16 protein-coding genes and 1 pseudogene are annotated in these 21,716 nt (G+C 39.0%); 10 read left to right on the forward strand and 7 right to left on the reverse strand.

All coding sequences use genetic code 11. The annotated features are described in order from the left end of the window. The first annotated feature begins 247 nt into the window (after window positions 1-247). The 5 genes and pseudogenes from CBE70_RS11425 to CBE70_RS11445 all read left to right on the forward strand — a co-directional run bounded on the left by CBE70_RS11425 (window position 248) and on the right by CBE70_RS11445 (window position 3,137). On the forward strand, window positions 248-730 hold the full coding sequence (locus CBE70_RS11425; RefSeq protein ID WP_098943871.1) for a YehS family protein: 483 nt from the start codon (window positions 248-250) through the stop codon (window positions 728-730). A gap of 149 nt (window positions 731-879) precedes the next feature. Next, window positions 880-1,213: pseudogene (locus CBE70_RS11430) on the forward strand (type II toxin-antitoxin system RelE/ParE family toxin). A 1-nt stretch (window position 1,214) separates the two neighbouring features. Then, a complete protein-coding gene (gene nadS, locus CBE70_RS11435; RefSeq protein ID WP_099075905.1) occupies window positions 1,215-1,499 on the forward strand; it encodes a NadS family protein in 285 nt (94 codons plus the stop codon). Between the two features lie 465 nt (window positions 1,500-1,964). Beyond that, window positions 1,965-2,171 (forward strand): YbfA family protein, encoded by a 207-nt coding sequence (locus CBE70_RS11440; RefSeq protein ID WP_100159441.1) that lies wholly within the window; start codon window positions 1,965-1,967, stop codon window positions 2,169-2,171. A 222-nt stretch (window positions 2,172-2,393) separates the two neighbouring features. Beyond that, window positions 2,394-3,137: a type 2 GTP cyclohydrolase I gene (locus tag CBE70_RS11445; protein WP_100159442.1), complete on the forward strand. Its 744-nt coding sequence runs from the start codon at window positions 2,394-2,396 to the stop codon at window positions 3,135-3,137. Between the two features lie 79 nt (window positions 3,138-3,216). On the opposite strand, the gene CBE70_RS11450 is transcribed toward CBE70_RS11445, so the two are convergent. The 6 genes from CBE70_RS11450 to CBE70_RS11475 form a co-directional block, all read right to left on the reverse strand. Next, window positions 3,217-5,289, reverse strand: a complete 2,073-nt coding sequence (locus tag CBE70_RS11450; protein WP_100159443.1) for an SWIM zinc finger family protein — start codon at window positions 5,287-5,289, stop codon at window positions 3,217-3,219. Further along, window positions 5,286-6,440 (reverse strand): VWA domain-containing protein, encoded by a 1,155-nt coding sequence (locus CBE70_RS11455; protein ID WP_100159444.1) that lies wholly within the window; start codon window positions 6,438-6,440, stop codon window positions 5,286-5,288. Before CBE70_RS11455 ends, CBE70_RS11450 begins: the two co-directional genes overlap by 4 nt. Then, window positions 6,427-9,009: a DUF5682 family protein gene (locus tag CBE70_RS11460; protein ID WP_100159445.1), complete on the reverse strand. Its 2,583-nt coding sequence runs from the start codon at window positions 9,007-9,009 to the stop codon at window positions 6,427-6,429. Before CBE70_RS11460 ends, CBE70_RS11455 begins: the two co-directional genes overlap by 14 nt. A gap of 99 nt (window positions 9,010-9,108) precedes the next feature. Then, window positions 9,109-10,218 (reverse strand): ATP-binding protein, encoded by a 1,110-nt coding sequence (locus CBE70_RS11465; protein ID WP_100159446.1) that lies wholly within the window; start codon window positions 10,216-10,218, stop codon window positions 9,109-9,111. A gap of 25 nt (window positions 10,219-10,243) precedes the next feature. Beyond that, window positions 10,244-13,972, reverse strand: coding sequence for a DUF4132 domain-containing protein (locus CBE70_RS11470; protein ID WP_100159447.1), 3,729 nt, complete (start codon window positions 13,970-13,972; stop codon window positions 10,244-10,246). 377 nt (window positions 13,973-14,349) lie between these two features. Further along, the gene (locus CBE70_RS11475) at window positions 14,350-15,480 is read right to left on the reverse strand and encodes a multidrug effflux MFS transporter (protein ID WP_100159448.1); all 1,131 of its coding nucleotides are present in this window, start codon (window positions 15,478-15,480) and stop codon (window positions 14,350-14,352) included. Window positions 15,481-15,582: 102 nt separating this feature from the next. Between CBE70_RS11475 and CBE70_RS11480 the strand changes: the two genes are divergently transcribed. Continuing rightward, window positions 15,583-16,344, forward strand: a complete 762-nt coding sequence (locus tag CBE70_RS11480; protein ID WP_100159449.1) for an AraC family transcriptional regulator — start codon at window positions 15,583-15,585, stop codon at window positions 16,342-16,344. A gap of 80 nt (window positions 16,345-16,424) precedes the next feature. On the opposite strand, the gene CBE70_RS11485 is transcribed toward CBE70_RS11480, so the two are convergent. Further along, window positions 16,425-17,708: a citrate synthase gene (locus CBE70_RS11485; RefSeq protein WP_100159450.1), complete on the reverse strand. Its 1,284-nt coding sequence runs from the start codon at window positions 17,706-17,708 to the stop codon at window positions 16,425-16,427. A gap of 623 nt (window positions 17,709-18,331) precedes the next feature. Between CBE70_RS11485 and sdhC the strand changes: the two genes are divergently transcribed. The 4 genes from sdhC to CBE70_RS11505 are packed head-to-tail and all read left to right on the forward strand — an operon-like array spanning window position 18,332 to window position 21,567. Next, the gene (gene sdhC / locus CBE70_RS11490; protein WP_129586864.1) at window positions 18,332-18,712 is read left to right on the forward strand and encodes a succinate dehydrogenase cytochrome b556 subunit; all 381 of its coding nucleotides are present in this window, start codon (window positions 18,332-18,334) and stop codon (window positions 18,710-18,712) included. Continuing rightward, complete coding sequence (gene sdhD, locus CBE70_RS11495; RefSeq protein WP_006537664.1) at window positions 18,706-19,050, forward strand: succinate dehydrogenase membrane anchor subunit; 345 nt, start codon at window positions 18,706-18,708, stop codon at window positions 19,048-19,050. Before sdhC ends, sdhD begins: the two co-directional genes overlap by 7 nt. Continuing rightward, entirely contained in the window at window positions 19,050-20,816 is a 1,767-nt protein-coding gene (sdhA, locus tag CBE70_RS11500; RefSeq protein ID WP_023581183.1) for a succinate dehydrogenase flavoprotein subunit, read from the forward strand. Before sdhD ends, sdhA begins: the two co-directional genes overlap by 1 nt. 34 nt (window positions 20,817-20,850) lie before the next feature. Next, window positions 20,851-21,567, forward strand: coding sequence for a succinate dehydrogenase iron-sulfur subunit (locus tag CBE70_RS11505; protein ID WP_006537662.1), 717 nt, complete (start codon window positions 20,851-20,853; stop codon window positions 21,565-21,567). Window positions 21,568-21,716: the final 149 nt, after the last annotated feature.

The following is a 21,716-nucleotide window of genomic DNA, read 5'->3' on the forward strand; positions in this document are numbered from 1 at the left end:
TCTAAATCATTCGAGTTGCAGGTAGGTGGCAAGCAAAGATATCCCGATGAGCATACTCATGTATGTGATTCGGGTAGCTGAGCGTAGCCAACACCCCTGCAACTTGAAGGGTGACGAGTATATATAGAATACACTCTACCTAAAGGAAGAGTGTATTTTTTTAATTATTGAATATTTTTAGATCACAGCATTGATATCCATCATTGAGGTTGATTTAGAATTAAAAATAGAGTGGATAATCAATACAATGCAAAATAATTTTGTTTTACGAAGTGTACGTTACATGCTGGATCTAAGTGATGCACATGTTGTTGAAATCATGAAACTGGCTGATTTCACAGTCACAAAAGAGTTAGTAAATAGTTGGCTGAAAAAAGATGATGAGCCTGAATTTGTAGAATGTGATGATAATGCGATGGGGCATTTTTTAAATGGTCTGATTTTTTATCGTCGTGGCAAAGATGAGAATTTTCCAGCACCTGAAGTAGAAAAGCGTATAACAAATAATATTATCTTAAAAAAACTGCGTGTCGCTTTTGAGTTAAAAGATGTTGATATTCTAAAGATTTATGAGCTTGCAGACTTCCGTGTTTCTAAGCCAGAACTCAGTGCAGTATTCCGTAAGCCTGGACATAAAAATTATCGTAACTGTGGCGATCAACTCGTGAGATATTTCCTTAAAGGGTTAACCGAAACCCTACGCGGTAAAGGCAAAACGGTTAAGAAATAAATAGATAAATCTTAATTAAAATGATTTCCCTCTTTGATAGAGGGATTTTTTTCAAAAAAATTCTTTGTAGTATGAGAACTCGTATTTAATCTTGAATCTCTATGGTGTACATTGTACACTTATTAATGACGGATTAGAAAGGGAACTTAATGAGTCATGCCATAGAATTTATTGAAACCTCAATGTTTACTCAGCAAATCAAACTATTGGCTACCGATGAAGAAATTAGAACACTTCAAAATGAACTTATTGGTACGCCTGATAAAGGCGATATAATCCAAGGAACAGGTGGATTACGCAAAATAAGAATGGCGGTAGGTAATAAAGGTAAAAGTGGGAGTACTAGGGTTATTTATTTTTTAGCAACTAAAGAAGTTATTTATTTAGTTATGGCGTATCCAAAAATAATAAAAATGAGTTTAACTAATTCAGAAAAGATTGAGTTAAAAAAAACTAACAAAGCGACTTAAAGGCGAAATGTGATATGAGTTTCTTCAATGATTTAAAAGCCTCTTTAGAAGAAGCCGTAGAAATTAAAAATGGCGATAAAAAGGCATCAAAGGTGACTCGTTTTGAAGTTACTGATGTAAAAGCGATTAGAGAGCAACTTAACGTTTCACAAAGTGAATTTGCACATGCGTTAGGAACAAGTGTAGATACTGTCAAAAGTTGGGAATTGAAAAGACGTAATCCGACAGGCCTTACAGCGAAAGTGCTTATTGCAATTCATAAAAACCCTAATTTATTTAAAGAATTAGCTAATATCTAATCTCACTAACTTTTTCGTTTACTGCTAACCTTATCTGGTTTAGCAGTAAACCTCATTTTCGAATATCTCATATCTCCTCCCTGATTTGATTTTTTTCCTTTCTGATAATATATGACTGAAATTATTTATTGCGAACTTAGTTAAGTAAAAATACCGATCTTATTTTGTTGATAATTGTGTCGTTTATGTTTCATTTTTGTTTCTGTTATGAAATTTAATTACATATCAAGCAAAATAAAGGTGATTTTTCGCACGAATTGAGTGGTCTGATCAGTAGTAAAATTTCATCAAATGAGGTAAAATTTCAGTCATCAAATTAATCTCTATATTCTAAATCATTCGAGTTGCAGGTAGGCGGCAAGCAAAGATATCCCGATGAGCATACTCATGTATGTGATTCGGGTAGCTGAGCGTAGCCAACACCCCTGCAACTTGAAGGATGACGAGTATATACAGGAGAGCACTATGTCAGCGTATAACGAATATACAAAAAAACATGTTTTAGCCCGTCGTACTGGTGCTGTTGCGCTAGGTGTTGTGGCATTTCCTGTTATGATTTTTCATCCTAAACGCGCACTATTTTATAGCTATATACACCGTGTATGGTCTAAAACAAGTGATAAACCAGTTTGGCTGGCAAAATCAGAAGTGGCACTAAATAGTCACAAATAACAGAATATTAAGATAACGCCTACAAAAGTAGGCGTTATTTTTATCTCTCTTTAAGTTCTTTTCTGCTGCTACTTTCTTGTTTTTTCTTATCTTCAAATAATCTTCAATTTTTACGTTACAATAAACAGTAATGAGTCATTTAAACGAAGGCGATTAACCTATTGCTATTTATCTTATTGTTATATAAATAGTGGCATTCGTGATAACAGGGAAATAAATAAAATGAAGAATACTGATCTAGAATTAGTGATTAATGAGAAGTTAAGCATTGAGAACTTTCAAGATTATGCACCTAATGGACTTCAAGTCGAAGGACGCCCTCATATTCAAAAAATAGTAACGGGTGTGACAGCAAGCCAAGCATTACTTGATGAAGCCGTACGATTAAATGCAGATGCAATTTTAGTACACCATGGTTACTTTTGGAAAAATGAGCCTGTTGTTATTCGCTCAATGAAGCGTAACCGCTTAAAGACATTACTTTGTAATGACATTAATCTTTTTGGTTATCACTTGCCGTTAGATGCTCACCCAATCTTAGGTAACAATGCGCAATTAGCGTTAAAAATGGGCGTTAAAGTTGAAGGTGAAATATTACCGTTAGTGCCTAAAGGTGTGTTTGATTTACCTTTAACGCCTCTTGAATTAAAAGCGCGTTTAGAAAAAGCATTACAGCGCAATGTATTGTATTGTGGTGATAATGCACCTGAAACTATTCGTAATATTGCTTGGTGTACAGGCGGCGGACAGGGCTTTATTCAAGATGCAGCAGAGCAGGGTGTGGATGCTTTTGTGACAGGTGAAGTTTCAGAACAGACTATTCATATTGCAAGAGAAATGGGTGTTCATTTTTTTGCAGCGGGACACCATGCGACAGAGCGTTATGGTATTAAAGCATTAGGTGAATGGCTGGCTCAAACACATCACTTTGATGTGACATTTGTCGATATTGATAATCCGGCATAAGCTTATTTATTCTTATCTTATAAGCTATCTCTCTAATTAAAGAGAGATAGCTGTTTATTTATTACTCATTTAACTCAATTTACTCATTAAGCTGAATGGGTAATGGGCTTTGTAATTGTTGCAGATTATCGCATAGCCAAATTACCTGTAATAAAGCCTGAGGATCTCGTGTAGTTAATGCCAGATAACGAGCTAATTGGTTGGCAATTAATGTCATTCCTAAATCGTCAGCAGTATGCTTACTTATTTCTAACTGCTCTTTTTGCATTTCAGAAAGTAATTCTCTCCCGGTACATGCTTGGGCTTCTAGTACTGACAAAATAGGGCGGCAAAATTTTTGTGCTAACGTCGGTTCATTGTGATGCATTGCCGTTTGTTGCTTACGTTTAGCCATATATTCTTGAATACGGCTAATAAACTCTGATTGTTTTTTCTTACGTGGAAATTGGTCAAAATCGAGATAAAACAATTCAATGCCTTTTGTCGTTTTAAGCCAAATAGTTGTTGGCAATAAATCTATATTTAAATCACGTCGAACAGGTTGCACAGTGACTGCAACTATCTCTAATTCTCGCTTAGTGAGATAACGTAATTCTTCCAGATTATTTTGCATTGTTCCTTCCCAATAAAGACGTAAGAAGGCCGAATTGTCATGATTATCTGAAACATCCCAAATAACGCACTGCTCTATTTCATACCAAATTAATGGCTTATAGCTTTTGATATGCAAAACGAGAGGAGAAAGAAATCCTTCAGGTTGATTAGCAAAATAGTCCGGCAACTCTTGCCAATTGTTGATCCCTAATTCGGTTTGTAGATTTTGATAATCCGTAATATCAAGAAAATCAGTTTGGTTTTGTGCAAAGCTTTCGCCAATAGTCGCTAGTTTTCCTTCATCAGAAATACGAGGCTCTTGTAATAAAAAAGGGCGACGCATTAATTTATCGGATGTTTGTTTCCATAACGACAAGCTATTCCAAACACTATAACGGTTAAATAGAGTATCAAGTTGATTAGGGCGTGCTTGTGTCGCTTGTAAAAGTTGTTTCTCTTCTTTATCCCAAAAGGTGAATGTTGCGCCTAATGCACCACTTTGTGCTGTCCACCAGTTTGCACCAACTGGGATAAGAGAGAGGCTCGCTTTTTTATCGTCATATTGACGACGAAGTTGTCCACGTAACACTTTTAACTGTTCAGGTGTCGCATTGGATAATTGAAATAAATACGCTGAAATATGAGCTAATAGGCGTAAGACATTGCTTTCATCCATTGTGAAATGTCTTTCTGCCAACAGTTTTACTTGGGTACTCAATGTCCGTAAATAAGACGCTAAACGAGGTAAACCTTCCGCTCGAGCTGACATATTTAATAAGTGTAACTGTGTGGCACTGCTTAAGCTGATATGTGATAACCCTTGGCGCAACAAATCATAAATAAATTGTTCAACCGTCGTAATTAACGCTGACTCTTCTTCATTGAGAGGACGTTTTGATGATTGCACAATGATTAAATCTTCAGGCCAAACCCACGGTTGAGCATGCTGTTCAAATATTTTAGCCACAATAGCAAGGTGGAATGCTTTTTTCTGTGAGTCAGAAAAAGGCGATAACATGCCATCGTAACCACTACCTTGTAAGAAAATAACAGGTTCATCAACATCAGGGAGTTGAATTTTTAACTGTGTCCCTGTGTCTTCTAAATTTAATATTGTTGTTTCCCACTGCTCAACTAATTTAATCGCCGCACGACAGGCTGGTTTTCCTGCTTTTTTGATTAATGCTTCCGGCTCAAGAGTAAATAGTGTGGGTAACAGAGGGGCGATTTTAACTGGTTCAGAAATAGCTTCTGATGATGTTTCACCACTCTTATCGTCATTTGAATTATCCGCACTATTATTGGCTTGTAGCCATAAAACGGCGGCTAAAATATGTTTACAACAACCTGACGCAGAACAATCACAACTGGCTTGTTGGATCCCCGCTTCGTGTAAAACAACATTTTGTCCGTCACTACTGAACTGCCCTGTATTGGTATCAGTGAGAGACACCTTTTCGTTATCAACATCTTTTCTTGCGCGTCTTAATAATCCTGCATTAGCAAATACAGTGAGCGCATCTTCATCGTAATGAAAGTAAACAGTTTGCCAACTCATTGCATTACCTCTGCCAACCATTGTGCGAAATGTTCAGGTGTTAACGCTGCAACTTGCATGCCTCTATCCGCAAGTTTTTGTGCAATCGCAGAGTCATAAGTAGGTTGAGCCTCATCATCAAGTGCCGCAAGCCCTAATAATTTAACTTGTTGGCTATTAAGGCGTTGTGTGCAATCTAATAAACGGTTTAATGAGCCACCTTCTTCAAAGTCACTGATAAGTGAGATAACCGTTCGTTTAGGGTTTTTGATCAAACTTTCACAGTATTGCATTGCACCTGCAATATCAGTACCACCGCCCAATTGTACCGTCATTAAAACTTCAACGGGATCGTCTGCTAAATGTGACAAATCGACAACTTGGGTATCAAAAACCACTAAAGAGACATTAACAGCAGGTAAAGAGGATAAAATACTGGCGCAAACAGCGGCATACATAATTGAGCTAGACATTGACGCACTTTGGTCAACACAAAGAATAACATCCCACGGAAAATGCTGTTGCATCCGTGAATTAAAATAAGGTGTTTCAATCACTAAACGGCGGTTTTGAGTATCGTAGTGTTTTAAGTTTGCAGCGATGGTTGCGCGCCAATCAAAGTTGCGACTATTAGGTACTAAAGAACGCCTAAAACGGTTACGGCGACCTGTTAATGATTGGCGAAAGTTATTGCGAATTTGACGCAAAATATCATCAACCACTTTACGAATAATGGTTTTAACCGCATCTCGCGTTTCTTCACTCATTCGTCCACGTAAGCTTAATAATGTTTTAGCTAACGCTTTTGTTGGCTCCATCGCTTTTAACGTATTGGGATCTTTAAGAAAACTACTGATTTGGTAACGTTCAATCGCTTGTGATTGCATACGTTCAAATGTGCTATTAGGGAATAGCTTACGTGCTTGATTTAGCCAGTTTACCGCTGTAAGTTGCGATGCATCGAGAGAACCATGACGTCCTCGTTCTTGGCGAAGACCTCGGCGTTGATATTCTCGGCGATAGAGAAAGTCGAGTGTACGTTCAACTTTTAAATCATCAGCATTAAAAGTCGCTTGCCCAAGAGCATCATCAGCATATTGACCTAAAATCAGACGCCAGCGTTTTGCTTGTTTTATTTTATCGTCAGGCATATCGTCATTATTCTGACTCATGAGTCGTATCTCCTTTCTCTATTTTCTTAGCATCAAACCAAGAAATCATGCCTTGTTCCATTATTCGCTGCTGTAATTTTTGATTGAGTTTAGTGGCTTCAAGCATCTGTTTAGCACTAAATTCTGACTGCCACAAAGATAACGCTTGTGTATCTAAACCAATATCATTGGCGATATATTGTGCAAGCTCTGCATTTTGTTTGGGATTAAGTTGGCTAAAGGCAAAACGCAGATCAGGTAAGATCTGAATAAATCGTTCTTCATCCCATTGTTGTAACAAGGTATTTAAGTGATCGACTAATAACGGTAGGCGAATAACTAACTCTGGTGCTGTTCGCATCATACCGACGAAATAACCAATGGCATGTTCGGGAGAGCTGCCTGTACTAAAGGTCGTATTTAGCGCGGAAATCAATGTATTTTCGTCAATATATGAACCTAAATAACGTAATGCATCTACAGCACCTTTTAATAAAGGCACTGTATCTAATTGACCATCAAGACGATTGAGTTGCTGATAGAAATCACATTTATAATCATGCTGATTATTGAGTGATGGCATAAATTCAATCAATTCGCGCAAAGAGAGCAGAGCTTGTAAATTGCTTTCTTGTTGTTGCTCATCACCTTGAGCCAGTTGTTCTAAACAAAAGAAAGCTTGTGGAATAACTTGATGTAGGCGATTTTCAAGTGAAAGCTCATCAGTAATGTCAAGATATTGGCGACCTCGCCATAAATGGATCAGTTTATGCCCACATTGAGTGAGTGACTCAAGACGAAAATCTTGCTGAATATAGCTATCTAACAGTTTAAAGAGTGATGGTATGCGTTGGTGAAGCCCAATTAATGCCACTTGGATTAATAACGTGACCGCACTCTGGCTTGAACGGCTTTGCCCTTGTTCCTCAAGCTGTTTTTCCATAGATAACAGCTTACTTAGGGCGATGGCTTCAAGTTGAGAGCCTTTCTCTGATAATGAAATCAGCTCGCCTTCCACATTGGGTGTCCAAGCGTATTGCCACTCTTCAAATAATAGATCTAATTGATGACCTGAAAGAAAATCAGGGCCATTTACACGGTGTGCAAAATGGATCTCTAAGAAAGCCAATAAATGTAAAAATCGACTTCTTAAGCGGTGTTGCGGGTTACGATAGACATCACACTTCGTTGTTTTTGCTAAAGTATCATCAAGCTTGAAACGAAAAGCTTTAGCTCGCTCATAGGTTTCATTAACTAAAGGAGGCGTTGCTGTGCCTAATGGAATTTTACCTAAGAGATAGCCTGAAAAGCAGGTTTTAATTTCAGTCCATAATTCGCTTTGGCTATCATCCAAACTGCCTTTAATAAAGGCACTTTGTAAACCATCAAGCAAGTCATAGCGACCTGTACCTGCGTGATCTCTTAGTAATGCGAGACGTAAACTCTGTTCAGCCGCGAGTTTTACAGCTAAATAGCTAGGTGGATTATCAAATTGTTTTTCTCTGATCGCCTGAGCCACCGAACTTAGAAAAGCGATCCCCATTTTATTGCGATAAACTTGAGTTGGCTGTTTGGCTGCATCATTATTCTCTAATTTATCATGATGTTGTTGCATCAAACTTTGCCAAGCTTGTTGATAAAATGCTGGGGAAGGCATGCCTGAAGCATAACCATTAAGTGCATCTAATCTGTCAAAACTGTAGCGAATAAGCCAAGCTTGTTCATTTTCGCCCATTTTTTGCATTTTAGTGAATTGCTTTTGTTCTGAGCTAGAAATGGCGAAAGATTGAGATTGTGAATTGGCCAGACCTTCAATTAATGCAAGGGTATGGAATCCCCCTGTGACGATTAAAATTTTGGCATTGGGCTCTTGCTGTTTGATGGTTTGAATATGAGTGAGCATATGTGCTTCACGTTGTGAAGAGCCTTCAGATTCAAGCACTTCAGGTTCATAATCAAGGCGTGCAAGTGCGCACCAAATAAAGGTGTCATTAAACAGTGTTTGCCAATCCGCTAAGGCTTCAATACTACGTAATTCAAAAAGATGCTCCCAAACATCATCATGATCACGACAGTGACATTTTTGGGCTAATTGCGCGATAAACTGGCTATGTGCTAAATAACGTTCTTTTTGTAAGCTACGACTTTGTGAGTCGCTATACTCTTCGTTATTAATTTGTGCAGCCCAAGGTAAATCGATAAAACGTGTTTTGGCATTGATGCGTAAACCACCCCGCAAAGCTTGCCATTCAGGCGAATATTCACAAAATGGAAAATAGGCAGAGTGCAGTGATTTCTCACGCTCTTCTTGGTTGCCATCATTATGCAAATACTCTGCTTGTCCCATAATCGCAACGGGAGGCAGGGTATCTTTATCTGTTAGGCTAGGAATAAGCGAATTAAAGGTATCTGGGCCTTCAATTAAAATATAATCAGGTTTTACAGTATCAATTAATGATAAAACCGCATAAGCACAAGCAGGGCTATGGTGGCGTACAGGGGCAAAATAGAGATGTTGTTGCTGTAACGACGTCCATTTCAGTCGAGCTTGGTCAATTCTTTCTGGCAAAGGTATTGAAGGTAACGTCACCGTGTCGATCCCTTTTCTGGGTGAAAAGGCAGAGTGAGTTAACTCTGCCTTTAATAGATAAATAACGTATTTTAATGTGTAGCCACAAGTCTTAGTGTTTTATTGCCAAAACTCTTTTGATGCATCAAAGAAAGCTTTCCACTCTTTACTGTTTCTTGCTCTCTCTCTAGCTACGTTGTCCATGTAATAACGAATACGTTTGATATCATCAGCATTGTCTTTTAATACAACACCAATTAGTTGGCGGGCAATTGCACCTGCATTCATTACACCATCACCTAAATAATGCGCTTCTAAAGCACAAGCATAAGCAATGTTCACGGCTTCTGCGGTTGACATAACCGCATCAGGCGTTTTGATATTGCCACCATCTTTCGTATTACCTGAACGCAACTCTTGGAACGTTGTAACCAGTAATTCCACAACATCCGCTGGAACAGTGACTTCATTTGCTAAAGAGCCTAATTCATTCTCAAGCTGTGATTGGATCAAGCTAATTTCAAATGCAGGATCACGAATAGGTTTCACAGTTTCAAAGTTAAAACGGCGCTTTAATGCAGCTGACATTTCATGAACACCACGATCACGTAAGTTTGCTGTGCCGATAAGGTTAAATCCCGGTTTTGCACTAATACGTGCACCATCACCCATTTCAGGGATCATCAATTGTTTCTCTGACATCAAGGAAACCAGCACATCCTGAATTTCAGGAGGGCAACGGGTTATCTCTTCAAAGCGAACAATTTTACCTTGCAACATACCTTGATAAAGCGGTGAGCCAACTAAAGCGCGTTCTGTTGGACCTTCCGCTAATAGCAATGCATAGTTCCAAGAATATTTAATATGATCTTCTGTTGTGCCGGCGGTACCTTGGATAGTTAATCCTGAATCACCACTGATGGCGGCAGCAAAAAGCTCTGAAAGCATCGATTTTGCTGTACCGGGTTCACCAACCAGCATCAAACCTTGTTTACCTAATAATGTGACAATTGCACGATCAACCAATGCATCATCGCCGAAAAACTTAGGTGTGATGCCTAATGCATCATCACCTAAAATAAATTGGCGTACAGCACGAGGAGAGCGAAGCCATCCTTGTGGTTTAGGATTATTAGCATCAGCTTTTGTTAAACGCTCTAACTCTTGAGCAAATCGAACCTCAGCGCTTTCCCTAATTGCTTGTTGATCTGCGGGTGCTTTTTTAGCCATATCTTTTCCTAATTATCCCTATTTTTTACCAAGGTGTTTTCTTTTCCCATTCAGGATCAAATCCTGCACAAGCTTCAGCGACTTTTAGATAATCGGCATAACTTTCTGCTAATAGAATAGGTGGTACATCTTTTAGCTCAACATTATTGCGATCCCAATAATCTTGCTGATTTTTTTCGAAACTTAAATCAAATAAAACAGCTGGAATGTTTTCTTCTGGTACATAACTACCACTGAAACCAATATTGACGTAATAGTTTAAACTAGAGAAGAATTTGTAATAGTGAGAGAACGAACCACCATCTTCAGCTGGCCCACGTTGATAGCCCATTTTGGTTAAAATGCCACGTAGCGTGAAGGTATCTGTGATCCAACCTTTTCTATCTTCAATCTCAGTCAGTTTTAGATCTAACTCAGGGATTTTATGTTCCATTTGTGAGAACAAGAATTTCACTTTGTAATCTTTGAAATGAGCCATCCATGCCTTACGTTCATCTTCATTAACCAATGCTGCGTGAGCAAGCTGGATCAACGAATCATTTTGTAAAGTCACTTCATCATCTTCTAGATCAAGCAATGCACCGTCATCAGAAGGGCGGAATGTATTGATAACCTTGCCATCTTTCACTTCTTGCCAAACTAGTTGTTCAATCAGTTTATGCATAATTGGGTGAGCTAAGATATATTCTTGCCAATCCGCACTTAACCACTGACGTTGAGCACACATTGCTTCATATAAGCGCACACTTTGTAGCTCAATAACTTGTTTAAGTTCTTTTTTGCTTGAAGTGAAGAGTTTTTTCGCTTCTTTGATAAGCTCTGCATCGTCATTTTTACGCGCAGCAGGTAAGGCTTTAACTTCTTTACCTTCAGGATTAAACAACACCAGTTTTTGTTTTGCATCCATCTTCGCGGTAAAGATGCGCTCGCCATATTCCAGTACTAATGTACCTGTATCATCAAAGCCAGCAGTTGGAATGGTTCTATCTGCTAATTCATCTGAACTCCAACCATTACGTTCAGCAATTTGCGTGACTAAATTACGCGCTTTTTCTTGAACAGATGCAGTGCGATAACGACGTGATAATGAAAGAAGAAGCTGAATGATAATTGGATCATTGCTTGACGCTACGGCATCAATCATGGCTTCAATTTGCGCACGGCGCTGATAGTGATCACGCATATAGTTACGTAATACAGATACCGCAACGTGGCCTTCTATACCGCAAATCAGGGCAAGCATACCTTTATCACTAATGGCAGAGCCTAAATAACGACGTAGCACCTCGTTTTTAATCTCTTCAATCACTTGCTCTAAAGTATAGGTTTCATATTTAGCATAATATTCAGGATAACGTTTAGCCCAATCTTTGTATTGGGTTAAGCGAGAAGGGGCATGCTTTCGCGCTTCTAGCATCGCTTCTTCAAGTGTCGGTCCTTTAATATCTTGGGCAACAAAGGTATGCAGAATAAAGCTTGAAAGTTTATGTTGGCTATCGGTAGAAAGCAGCCCGATATAACGTTGTAATAACGCGTTTCCTCCTGGCATTTTTAGTTTTACTGCCAGAATAATCCACCAACGAATAATCGCTGGATCAACTGCTTTTTTGTTTTCCCACGTTAGTGCAGGAATAGCATCAAAGTTAAACCAAGCAAGGCTTGCAGGTGCTTTGGCTTTAAGACCTTTTTCAGCTTCAGCTAATAAGGTTTTTGGTGATAAATAACTTGAGATATCTTCACCAAGTTCCTCTAACGCCGTTAATAAAGAGGCACGTACTACTTCGCGTTTCTCTTTTTTCAATAAAGCATTCAATGCAGGTAATGATTCTGGATTTTTTAAACGTGCCAACCACTCAATCGCGGTAATGCGAATTTCTTGTTTTGCAGAAGATAAACCTTCTTGAGCACTTGTATGAATATTTGGCAGTGTCTCAAGTAAATTTTGCGCTGAAACACGGTGCATTTTATTTTCAGCCAATGCCAGTTCCATAATTCGAGGCACGAATTGTGCTGGAATGGTAGGGAAACGACCTAATACTTTAATGCCTTGTGAAATTTCAAACTGGCGATAGCGACGCTCACTTTGACTTGGCATTAAATTCAGGGCTTCAGCGATATAATCTGGATGTTGAGAGAAGAAAGGCCAAATTTGCTCTGGTCTACGGAAGCGTTTTAAACCATCTTCATAAGATTCTAAGCATAATGCAGCAGTCAGGCGAGCCGCATTTTTAAAGTTGCAACGTTGTAGCACATCTTCAAGGTGACGCAATTCAATATCACTAAACAAGCGCTCAGGAATTTCGCCATTAAAATAATGGGAAGAGAAGTGATCGGCATGTTGGCGATTATTAACTATTACACGCACAGCATGGAACAGCGTGTATTCAGGTAAATTAGGAATACGGTTTTTATGTTTAATAATTTGAATTTCATTCGACTGAATACTGCCTTGCCCACTATTCAGTTTATCTACTATTGCACGACACTCTTTTTCATCTATTTTAGATAAATCTTTTAAATGACGTTGTGCCCAATTATAAGTGTGTTTTGATGTTTTGTTTTCTTCAATTTCACGCTCAGCATTTTCTTTGGCTTTGATCAATAGCTCATTGAGGTTATTGACCATCATATCGCGAACGCTATCAGGTAATGGTGTGTCTTCTAATGGAGTAAAATCAGGAGCCTCAATTGCCTCTACGGTATTGGCATCTTCTGCAACATTAAAACGTAGCAGGGCGCTTTCAATACTTTTCATTACCGCTTTTGAGGTTTCATGTTTTAACGCTTCTTCAAGTACATCGCGGTTTTCACCTTGGCGTGCAAATAAATCTGCTGCTTGAGTACGTTGCTTGGGTGTGCCATTCATTAAAACATGGGTAAGGTTTTCTTTAACAATTTCAGGCGGTAAGGTAACTAAAATTGGCTCTGCGGTTTTTTTAACGGTTTTTAAGCTGCTGGTGGCAAGTAACACAATAATATCAGCAAAAGTATCACGTAATACGGTATTTTTATTGAGGTAATTAATTAACTCAACTAAGCCATTTGCTGATAATTTTTCAATTAATTCTGTTCTAACAAACTCTTGATGTGAAAGTAGGTAGTCTTTTAAATCACTTAATTCATAAATACGCTTAAGATTAGTTGCGTAGTATTCAGAAATATCTTTTCTATCAAACACAGCAAATAGGGCATTTTCACCTGCAATATTGGCCTCTTTTTCGACCATATTAGCGATAAATTCCATATTCCAATGTTTACGGTGTTCTAAGTTTAGATTACGCGCATTTTCATAGGTGTTATAAAATACGTCAATAAGCAGATAAAGCACCCAAGATGGCACTTCTTTTGTGGTTATTTTTATATTGATATCTTGGCAAGCAGCCGCCAGCACTTTGCCGTAACGAGCCACTTGTTCTGCTGAAAAGCCATCACCGACTTTAGAATAGAGTTTGTGTCGTGCATTTAGCCCTTGCGTGATAATTTTACTGTATTTTCCTGTGTTTACGCTATGTGCATACCACCACTCTAACGTACCCGGTTTATCAAAGTAAACTGCCGCTTTTGAGGCATCCAGCTTATTTAATTCAAAAAGCACTTCAGGATTTTCACCTGTAAGGACATAATTTAACGCACGTTTAGGTAATCCTTCATCAAATACAGCAAGTAATACGAGGGATTCTTGGAGGTGTTTTTCAGTAATTGCGACGTCTTTTTTCCCAAAAATTGGGAAAATGTCTAAGATTTTTTTTATCACGCCAGTTCCTTAAGCTATGTATGGATAAACAGTTTTTTTTACCATGAAATAGCGATGCGAACAATTTGATTATCACTACCATAAATAAAGACAAGAGGTGTTATTGGTTAAATTAATAGAGATAAACGCTAAAAAAAAACACTATTCTTTATTAATATTCAACTCACCACTATATAAAAGGATATATCAGGAAAAAGTGCTGAAAATGAAGAAATGAGAATAAAGGTGTTTTTTGTGGAATTTAAAAAGTTTAAGAATTGTCTGTTAAGGAAAATAAGCGTTAACACTTAGCTAAATTGATTAAAAAATAACAGCAAAAAATGAGACCAATTGTAAGAGAAAATCCCGTACCTTTTATTCAGTGCGGGATACATTTACTATTTTATCATTTGACGAGAAAAAGAGAGTAACAATGAACCTAGACTACAAATCAGTAAAGTGATCGCTAAACTTTGTCCCCATCCTGCCAGTGCAAGCCCTCCACCAATTAACAGATAGTAGAACAAGCCTAATAATGCTCCCGCAGTGCCTAATCTGTCTTTATATTGTGCTAATGCCGTGGCTAAGATATTTGGAATAGCAATGCCATAAGCAACAACACTCGTCATCATTGGAATAATAAAGCTAATGTGGTTACGTAATAAATAAACACCCACAGCACTGACTAATGCTATAAAACTCGCGAGTAAAACTAATTTTTCACATTGCCAATGGCGGTTTAATAGTGCTTTATTAATATAAGAACCAATACCTACACCAATTGCCAATATAATACCGCTATAACCAAAAGTACTTGCACTATAACCTTGATTATCAAACATAAAAGGAGCCAATTGATAATAAGCAAATAGGCTGATATTAAAAAAGGCAATTAATAATACTGTTTTAGCAATTTGCTTATCTTTAAGCATTTTTATTGCAGTTTCTCCTAACGGCGCTGTTTTCACTGTTTCAGGGCGACTTTCAGGTAAAGAAAAAGTGCTCCATAACAGTAAAATCACAGCAAGAAGGGCAAGGCCACTAAATACACCTTGGTAACCGGCGTAACTCACTAATAATGAACCACTTAGCATTCCAATTGCTGGACTTAGAGCGATAGCTGCCCCCATAACAGAGAAAACTTTAGCCAGTTCATCACCACTATACACATCACGCATAATGGTTTGTGTGCCGACTGAGCCTACCGCAGCACCAAAAGCGGAAAGCATACGCAATCCAAGTAAGACTGAAAAATCTTGTGTTATAAAAACACCAAGACAAGCAACAGCATAAATAAACAATCCAGCTAACATTGTCGGACGACGACCAATGACATCACATAATCGACCCCATATAATGACGCCCAATGCAAACGCAAAGAAATAGAGCGAAAGTGTTTGTCCAGCCTCGTTTGCACTGACATGAAAGCCGTTTGCAATATCAGTAAGTGCTGGGCTATAAATGGTTTCTGCAATTTGTGGAAACATCATTAACGCAATTGCTAACCATAAAGAGAGTTTTTTGTTCATCTTTTTTATCCTACATCCTTAAATCTTGATGAACAGAATACAGAGATAATGAATGTCTTGTTATAAACATAAAGACATATTATTTTTCAAATAGGACAAGTGATGGCTTGGCTTAATCAATACGACCACTTTGTGCCAGAAGAGCATCTTGCATCAGTCGTTGGTATTGCAGCAGAAATGGGAAAACACGACTCAGGATTTCATTCTCATGATAGAGGGCAGTTATTATTTACGCAGTCAGGATGTATGCGCATTACTTTGGCTTCCCGCGTTTCTGTATTACCTCCCATGAGGATTGCGTGGATCCCCCCGAGACTTGAACATCGAGTCGAAATGTATGCCTCTGTTGGATATCGTTCAGTTTATATTAATGAAGAATTTCATGATAATTTTCCAAATGAGAGCGAGATCTTAACGATTTCACCTCTTTTACGAGAAATATTAGAACGAATTTCTATTGCTGATTTTGATACTCAATGGGAAGAAGGGCGCTACGCCAATTTATTAGCTGTTTTCTTTGATGAAATCGCTCAGGCACCGCGGCAACCTAATCATTTATTTATGCCTAAAGATAGGCGGCTAAGTCGTTTATCCTTTGATGATTTACCGCCAGCACTACAAGAAATGGCAAAGTATGTGGGGGCGAGTGAAAAAACGATCACACGCTTATTTTACAAAGAAACAGGACTAAGCTATCAACAATGGCGACAACAATGGCGGTTAATGAAAGCCATTGAATTATTAGCTACCCATCATCGCTATATTGATATTAGCCAGATATTAGGATTTGCCAGTGACAGTGCTTTTATTACTTTTTTCAAAAAAATGACAGGGCAAACACCGCAAGAATATTTGAAAAGCTGATTGGATTTTATTGATAAGTTTAAAACATAAAGCCCCGATTTAAACGGGGCTTAGCAAGATAAATAATTAATAAAACTCAATTATTTCTTTTTAATTTCACTTTTGAAATCGCGCTCATCATAACCAGTATAAAGCTGACGAGGACGCGCAATTTTCAGACCATCTTCGTGCATTTCATTCCAGTGAGCAATCCAACCAATTGTACGTGCAATAGCAAAAATAACCGTAAACATATTGGATGGAATACCTAACGCTTTAAGGATAATACCAGAGTAGAAGTCAACGTTAGGATACAGTTTTTTCTCAATAAAATATGGGTCGTTTAGGGCAATGCGTTCTAATTCCATTGCCACCTCAAGTAAGCTGTCATTGAGGTTCAATTCTTTTAACACTTCATGACAGGTTTCACGCATTACTGTTGCACGAGGATCGTAGTTTTTGTAAACACGGTGACCAAAGCCCATTAAACGGAAGGAATCATTTTTATCTTTTGCACGTTTAATAAATTCAGGAATGTGTTCAACTGTTTTGATCTCTTCTAGCATACGTAGACAAGCTTCGTTAGCACCACCGTGAGCTGGCCCCCAAAGTGACGCGATACCTGCTGCGATACATGCAAATGGATTTGCACCAGAAGAACCCGCAGTACGTACAGTCGAGGTTGATGCATTTTGCTCGTGATCTGCGTGAAGGATGAAAATTCTATCCATTGCACGTTCAAGTACTGGGTTAACAACGTACTCTTCGCATGGTGTTGCAAACATCATATGCAAGAAGTTACCTGCATAGGAGAGGTCATTTTTTGGATAAACAAAAGGTTGACCAATTGAATATTTGTAACACATCGCTGCCACTGTTGGCATTTTTGATAGTAGACGGTAAGCCGTGATATCACGGTGAACTGGATTACTGACATCTAATGCATCGTGATAGAACGCAGCTAAAGCCCCTGTAACACCACACAGTACGGCCATTGGGTGTGAATCACGACGGAAACCATTGAACAGTCGGGTAATTTGTTCGTGGATCATGGTGTGACGAGTTACTGTGGTTTTAAATTTATCGTATTGCTCCTGTGTCGGTGCTTCACCGTACAGCAGGATATAACAGACTTCCAAGTATGTTGATTCAGTCGCTAATTGCCCGATAGGGAAACCACGGTGAAGTAAGATACCGTTATCACCATCGATAAAAGTGATTTTTGACTCACAAGAGGCGGTTGAGGTAAAGCCGGGATCATAGGTGTAATAACCTTTGGAGCCGAGAGTACGAATATCAATAACTTTGGAACCGAGTGTAGGGGATAGAACGTCCAAGTCTACAGATGTTTCAGCAATCGTTAGCTTAGCTTTGTTATCAGCCATTTATAATCTCCTTAGCGCTTATATGTCTCCTAACAATATCGAGGGTATCTTCATAAAGATGCACTTCGATAGTGAAACTATAGTTGATGTAAGGTACCCAGCCGAGTTTTATTTAGTGCCCGTAATGTCTAGGTCTATAGTGTGTCACTTATGTTAAGGAGCTTTTGATGTTATGTTTTTTTAGGTGCTTTTTTATGCAATGCACTTAGAATTAGTACTGCTATCACTTTTACACAAGTTTGAGGTTTCTGGAAGCGTGTTTGCGCACAAAAAAAACATAAACATTAAAATAATGCAGTAAATGTAATAAAAATGTTGTACATGTGTCAAAAATGATAATCATTTTTGCATCAGATGTACTAAATAGTGATCCCTCTCACTGTTCGAGGCAAATGTCGGGCACACAAGTTGTGTGGTAATTGTAATAATTTTGTGAAGCACTTATACTGCGCGCAGGTCTCCGGAACCGTTGTTGTATGGAGAACCAGCGTAACGAATCCACACTTTTTGTAAAATAGACGGATTTAACATTTTACTTAAAATGTGCCTTTGTACCCCATTCGCTGTTTAATTTCCATCCAGGTCCGGAGGAAGGAAAAATTATAAAAGCTGTGTGGGCATAAATTGTGAAAAAACAAAGACCTGTCAATCTGGATTTACAGACGATACAGTTTCCACTCCCTGCTATCGCATCGATCTTGCATCGTGTCTCTGGGGTTATCATGTTAGTCGCAGTTGGCATCTTACTGTGGTTACTTGGCACCTCTCTCTCTTCTCCTGAAGGTTTTCAGCAAGCTGCTGAAATTATGACTGGCTTCTTCGCGAAATTTATTTTGTGGGGCATCCTAACGGCATTGGCATATCACATTTGTGGTGGTATTCGTCATATGTTAATGGACTTCGGCTTTATTGATGAAACCTTGATTGTGGGTCGCAACTCAGCGGCAGCATCAATGGTTATTACAGTTATTTTATCAATATTGGCGGGGGTATTAGTATGGTAAGTAATTCTTCTACTTTAGGCCGTACTGGCATACAGGATTGGTTATTCCTTCGTGCCTCAGCCATTATTATCGTTTTATATGTTCTTTATCTTGTGGGATTTATTGCTACAACAGAAATAACCTATGAGGTATGGCGTGGGTTCTTTAGCTCATCCTTAACCAAAGTGTTCACCATCTTGACCTTGCTTTCTATTCTTATTCACGCGTGGATCGGAATGTGGCAAGTGTTAACGGACTATATTAAACCGCTGGCATTACGCCTGACTTTACAACTGATTATTGTTGTTGCGCTGTTGGTTTATCTTATTTATGGAACAATTGTGGTGTGGGGTGTGTAATGAATCTGCCAGTAAGAGAGTTTGATGCTGTTGTTATTGGTGCGGGTGGTGCTGGTATGCGAGCCGCTTTGCAGATTTCTCAAATGGGTCTGTCTTGTGCACTGATTTCTAAAGTTTTTCCTACTCGTTCTCATACTGTTTCCGCTCAAGGTGGTATTACTGTTGCACTGGGTAATACTCATGAGGATAACTGGGAATGGCACATGTACGATACGGTAAAAGGTTCCGACTATATTGGTGACCAAGACGCTATCGAATATATGTGTAAAACCGGCCCTGAAGCAATTTTAGAGCTAGAACATATGGGACTCCCATTTTCTCGCCTAGATGATGGCCGTATTTATCAGCGTCCATTTGGTGGTCAGTCAAAAAACTTTGGTGGTGAACAAGCTGCACGTACAGCTGCTGCCGCTGACCGTACTGGGCACGCATTGTTGCATACCCTTTATCAGCAAAATTTAAAAAATCACACAACTATCTTTTCAGAGTGGTATTCACTGGATTTAGTGAAAAACCAAGATGGCGATATTGTCGGTTGTACTGCAATTTGCATCGAAACGGGTGAAGTTGTTTATTTCAAAGCAAACGCCACGATTTTAGCTACGGGCGGTGCCGGTCGTATTTACCAATCAACCACAAATGCGCATATCAACACAGGTGATGGTGTGGGTATGGCAGTTCGCGCAGGCGTTCCTCTGCAAGATATGGAAATGTGGCAATTCCACCCAACGGGTATTGCGGGGGCGGGCGTATTAGTGACCGAAGGTTGTCGTGGTGAAGGCGGATATCTGTTAAATAAAGACGGTGAACGCTTTATGGAACGTTATGCACCAAACGCTAAAGACCTTGCTGGTCGTGATGTGGTTGCGCGTTCTATTATGATCGAAATTCGTGAAGGTCGTGGTTGTGATGGTCCTTGGGGTCCTCATGCGAAATTAAAACTCGACCATCTAGGTAAAGAAGTCCTTGAGTCTCGTTTACCTGGTATTCTTGATCTCTCTCGTACTTTCGCACACGTTGACCCTGTTAAAGAACCAATTCCTGTTATACCTACTTGTCACTATATGATGGGCGGTATTCCAACAAAAGTAACTGGTCAAGCTATTCGTGTGAACGAGAAGGGCGAAGACGTTGTTATTCCTGGACTGTTCGCAGTAGGTGAAATTGCTTGTGTATCTGTTCATGGTGCAAACCGCTTAGGTGGTAATTCACTGCTAGACCTTGTTGTATTTGGTCGCTCAGCAGGGGTTCACTTAAAAGAGTCACTGATGGAACAAGGTACAATGCGTGATGCGAGCGATTCTGATGTTGAAGCAGCATTAACTCGCTTAAATCGCTGGGAAAACAACCGTTCTGGTGAAGATCCAGTTGAAATCCGTAAAGCACTGCAATCTTGTATGCAACATAACTTCTCGGTATTCCGTGAAGGTGATGCAATGGCAAAAGGCTTAGAAGAACTGAAAGTTATTCGTGAGCGCTTACAAAATGCACGACTGGATGATAATTCAAGTGAATTTAATACACAGCGTATTGAATGTTTAGAATTAGATAACCTGATGGAAACTGCTTATGCCACTGCGGTATCTGCAAACTTCCGTACAGAAAGCCGTGGAGCTCATAGCCGTTTCGATTTCCCAGAGCGTGATGATGCGAACTGGTTATGTCATACATTATATCAACCGCAAACCGAAACAATGACACGACGTGAAGTCAATATGCAGCCGAAACTGCGTGAAGCCTTCCCACCAAAAGTGCGTACATATTAATTAGCGGTGTTATTGAAGTTGCGGAGACTTAAATATGAAACTTGAATTTTCGATTTATCGTTACAATCCCGACGTTGACAATGCGCCGCATATGCAAGATTACACCCTCGAAGTTCCTGAAGGGCGTGACATGATGCTGTTGGATGCATTAATTCAATTAAAGGAAAAAGATCCTACCTTATCGTTCCGTCGCTCTTGTCGTGAAGGTGTTTGCGGCTCTGATGGCGTGAACATGAATGGTAAAAATGGTTTGGCTTGTATCACACCTATTTCATCTTTACAGAAAGGAAGTAAGAAAATTGTGATCAGACCGTTACCCGGTTTACCAGTAATTCGTGATTTAATAGTGGATATGACTCAGTTCTATACACAGTATGAGAAAATTCGTCCGTATTTAATTAATAATGGCAAAAATCCTCCTGCTCGTGAGAACTTACAGTCACCAGAACAGCGTGAAAAGCTTGATGGACTTTACGATTGTATCCTTTGTGCTTGTTGTTCAACCTCTTGCCCGTCATTCTGGTGGAATCCAGATAAATTTATCGGGCCTGCGGGATTGTTAGCGGCTTATCGTTTCTTGATTGATAGTCGTGATACAGAAACTGAATCTCGTCTTGATGATCTTAACGATGCGTTCAGTGTGTTCCGTTGTCATGGCATCATGAACTGTGTCAGCGTATGTCCTAAAGGGCTTAATCCAACAAAAGCGATTGGTCATATTAAGTCAATGTTGTTAAAACGTAGTGCATAAAATAATAACCGCCCTAAAATAGTTAGGGCGGTTAATGGAAAAACTAAATTAGACGTTTGCGGTAAAAATAGTAAGGCACCTTTAAACACTGTAAGACAGTGCTTAAAGGTTCCTTGAGAGCTAAAGCTCCATATTTAAAGAACCTGCGA

Origin of the sequence: Proteus columbae (assembly GCF_002777965.1) — a bacterium.
GTDB lineage: Bacteria > Pseudomonadota > Gammaproteobacteria > Enterobacterales > Enterobacteriaceae > Proteus > Proteus columbae.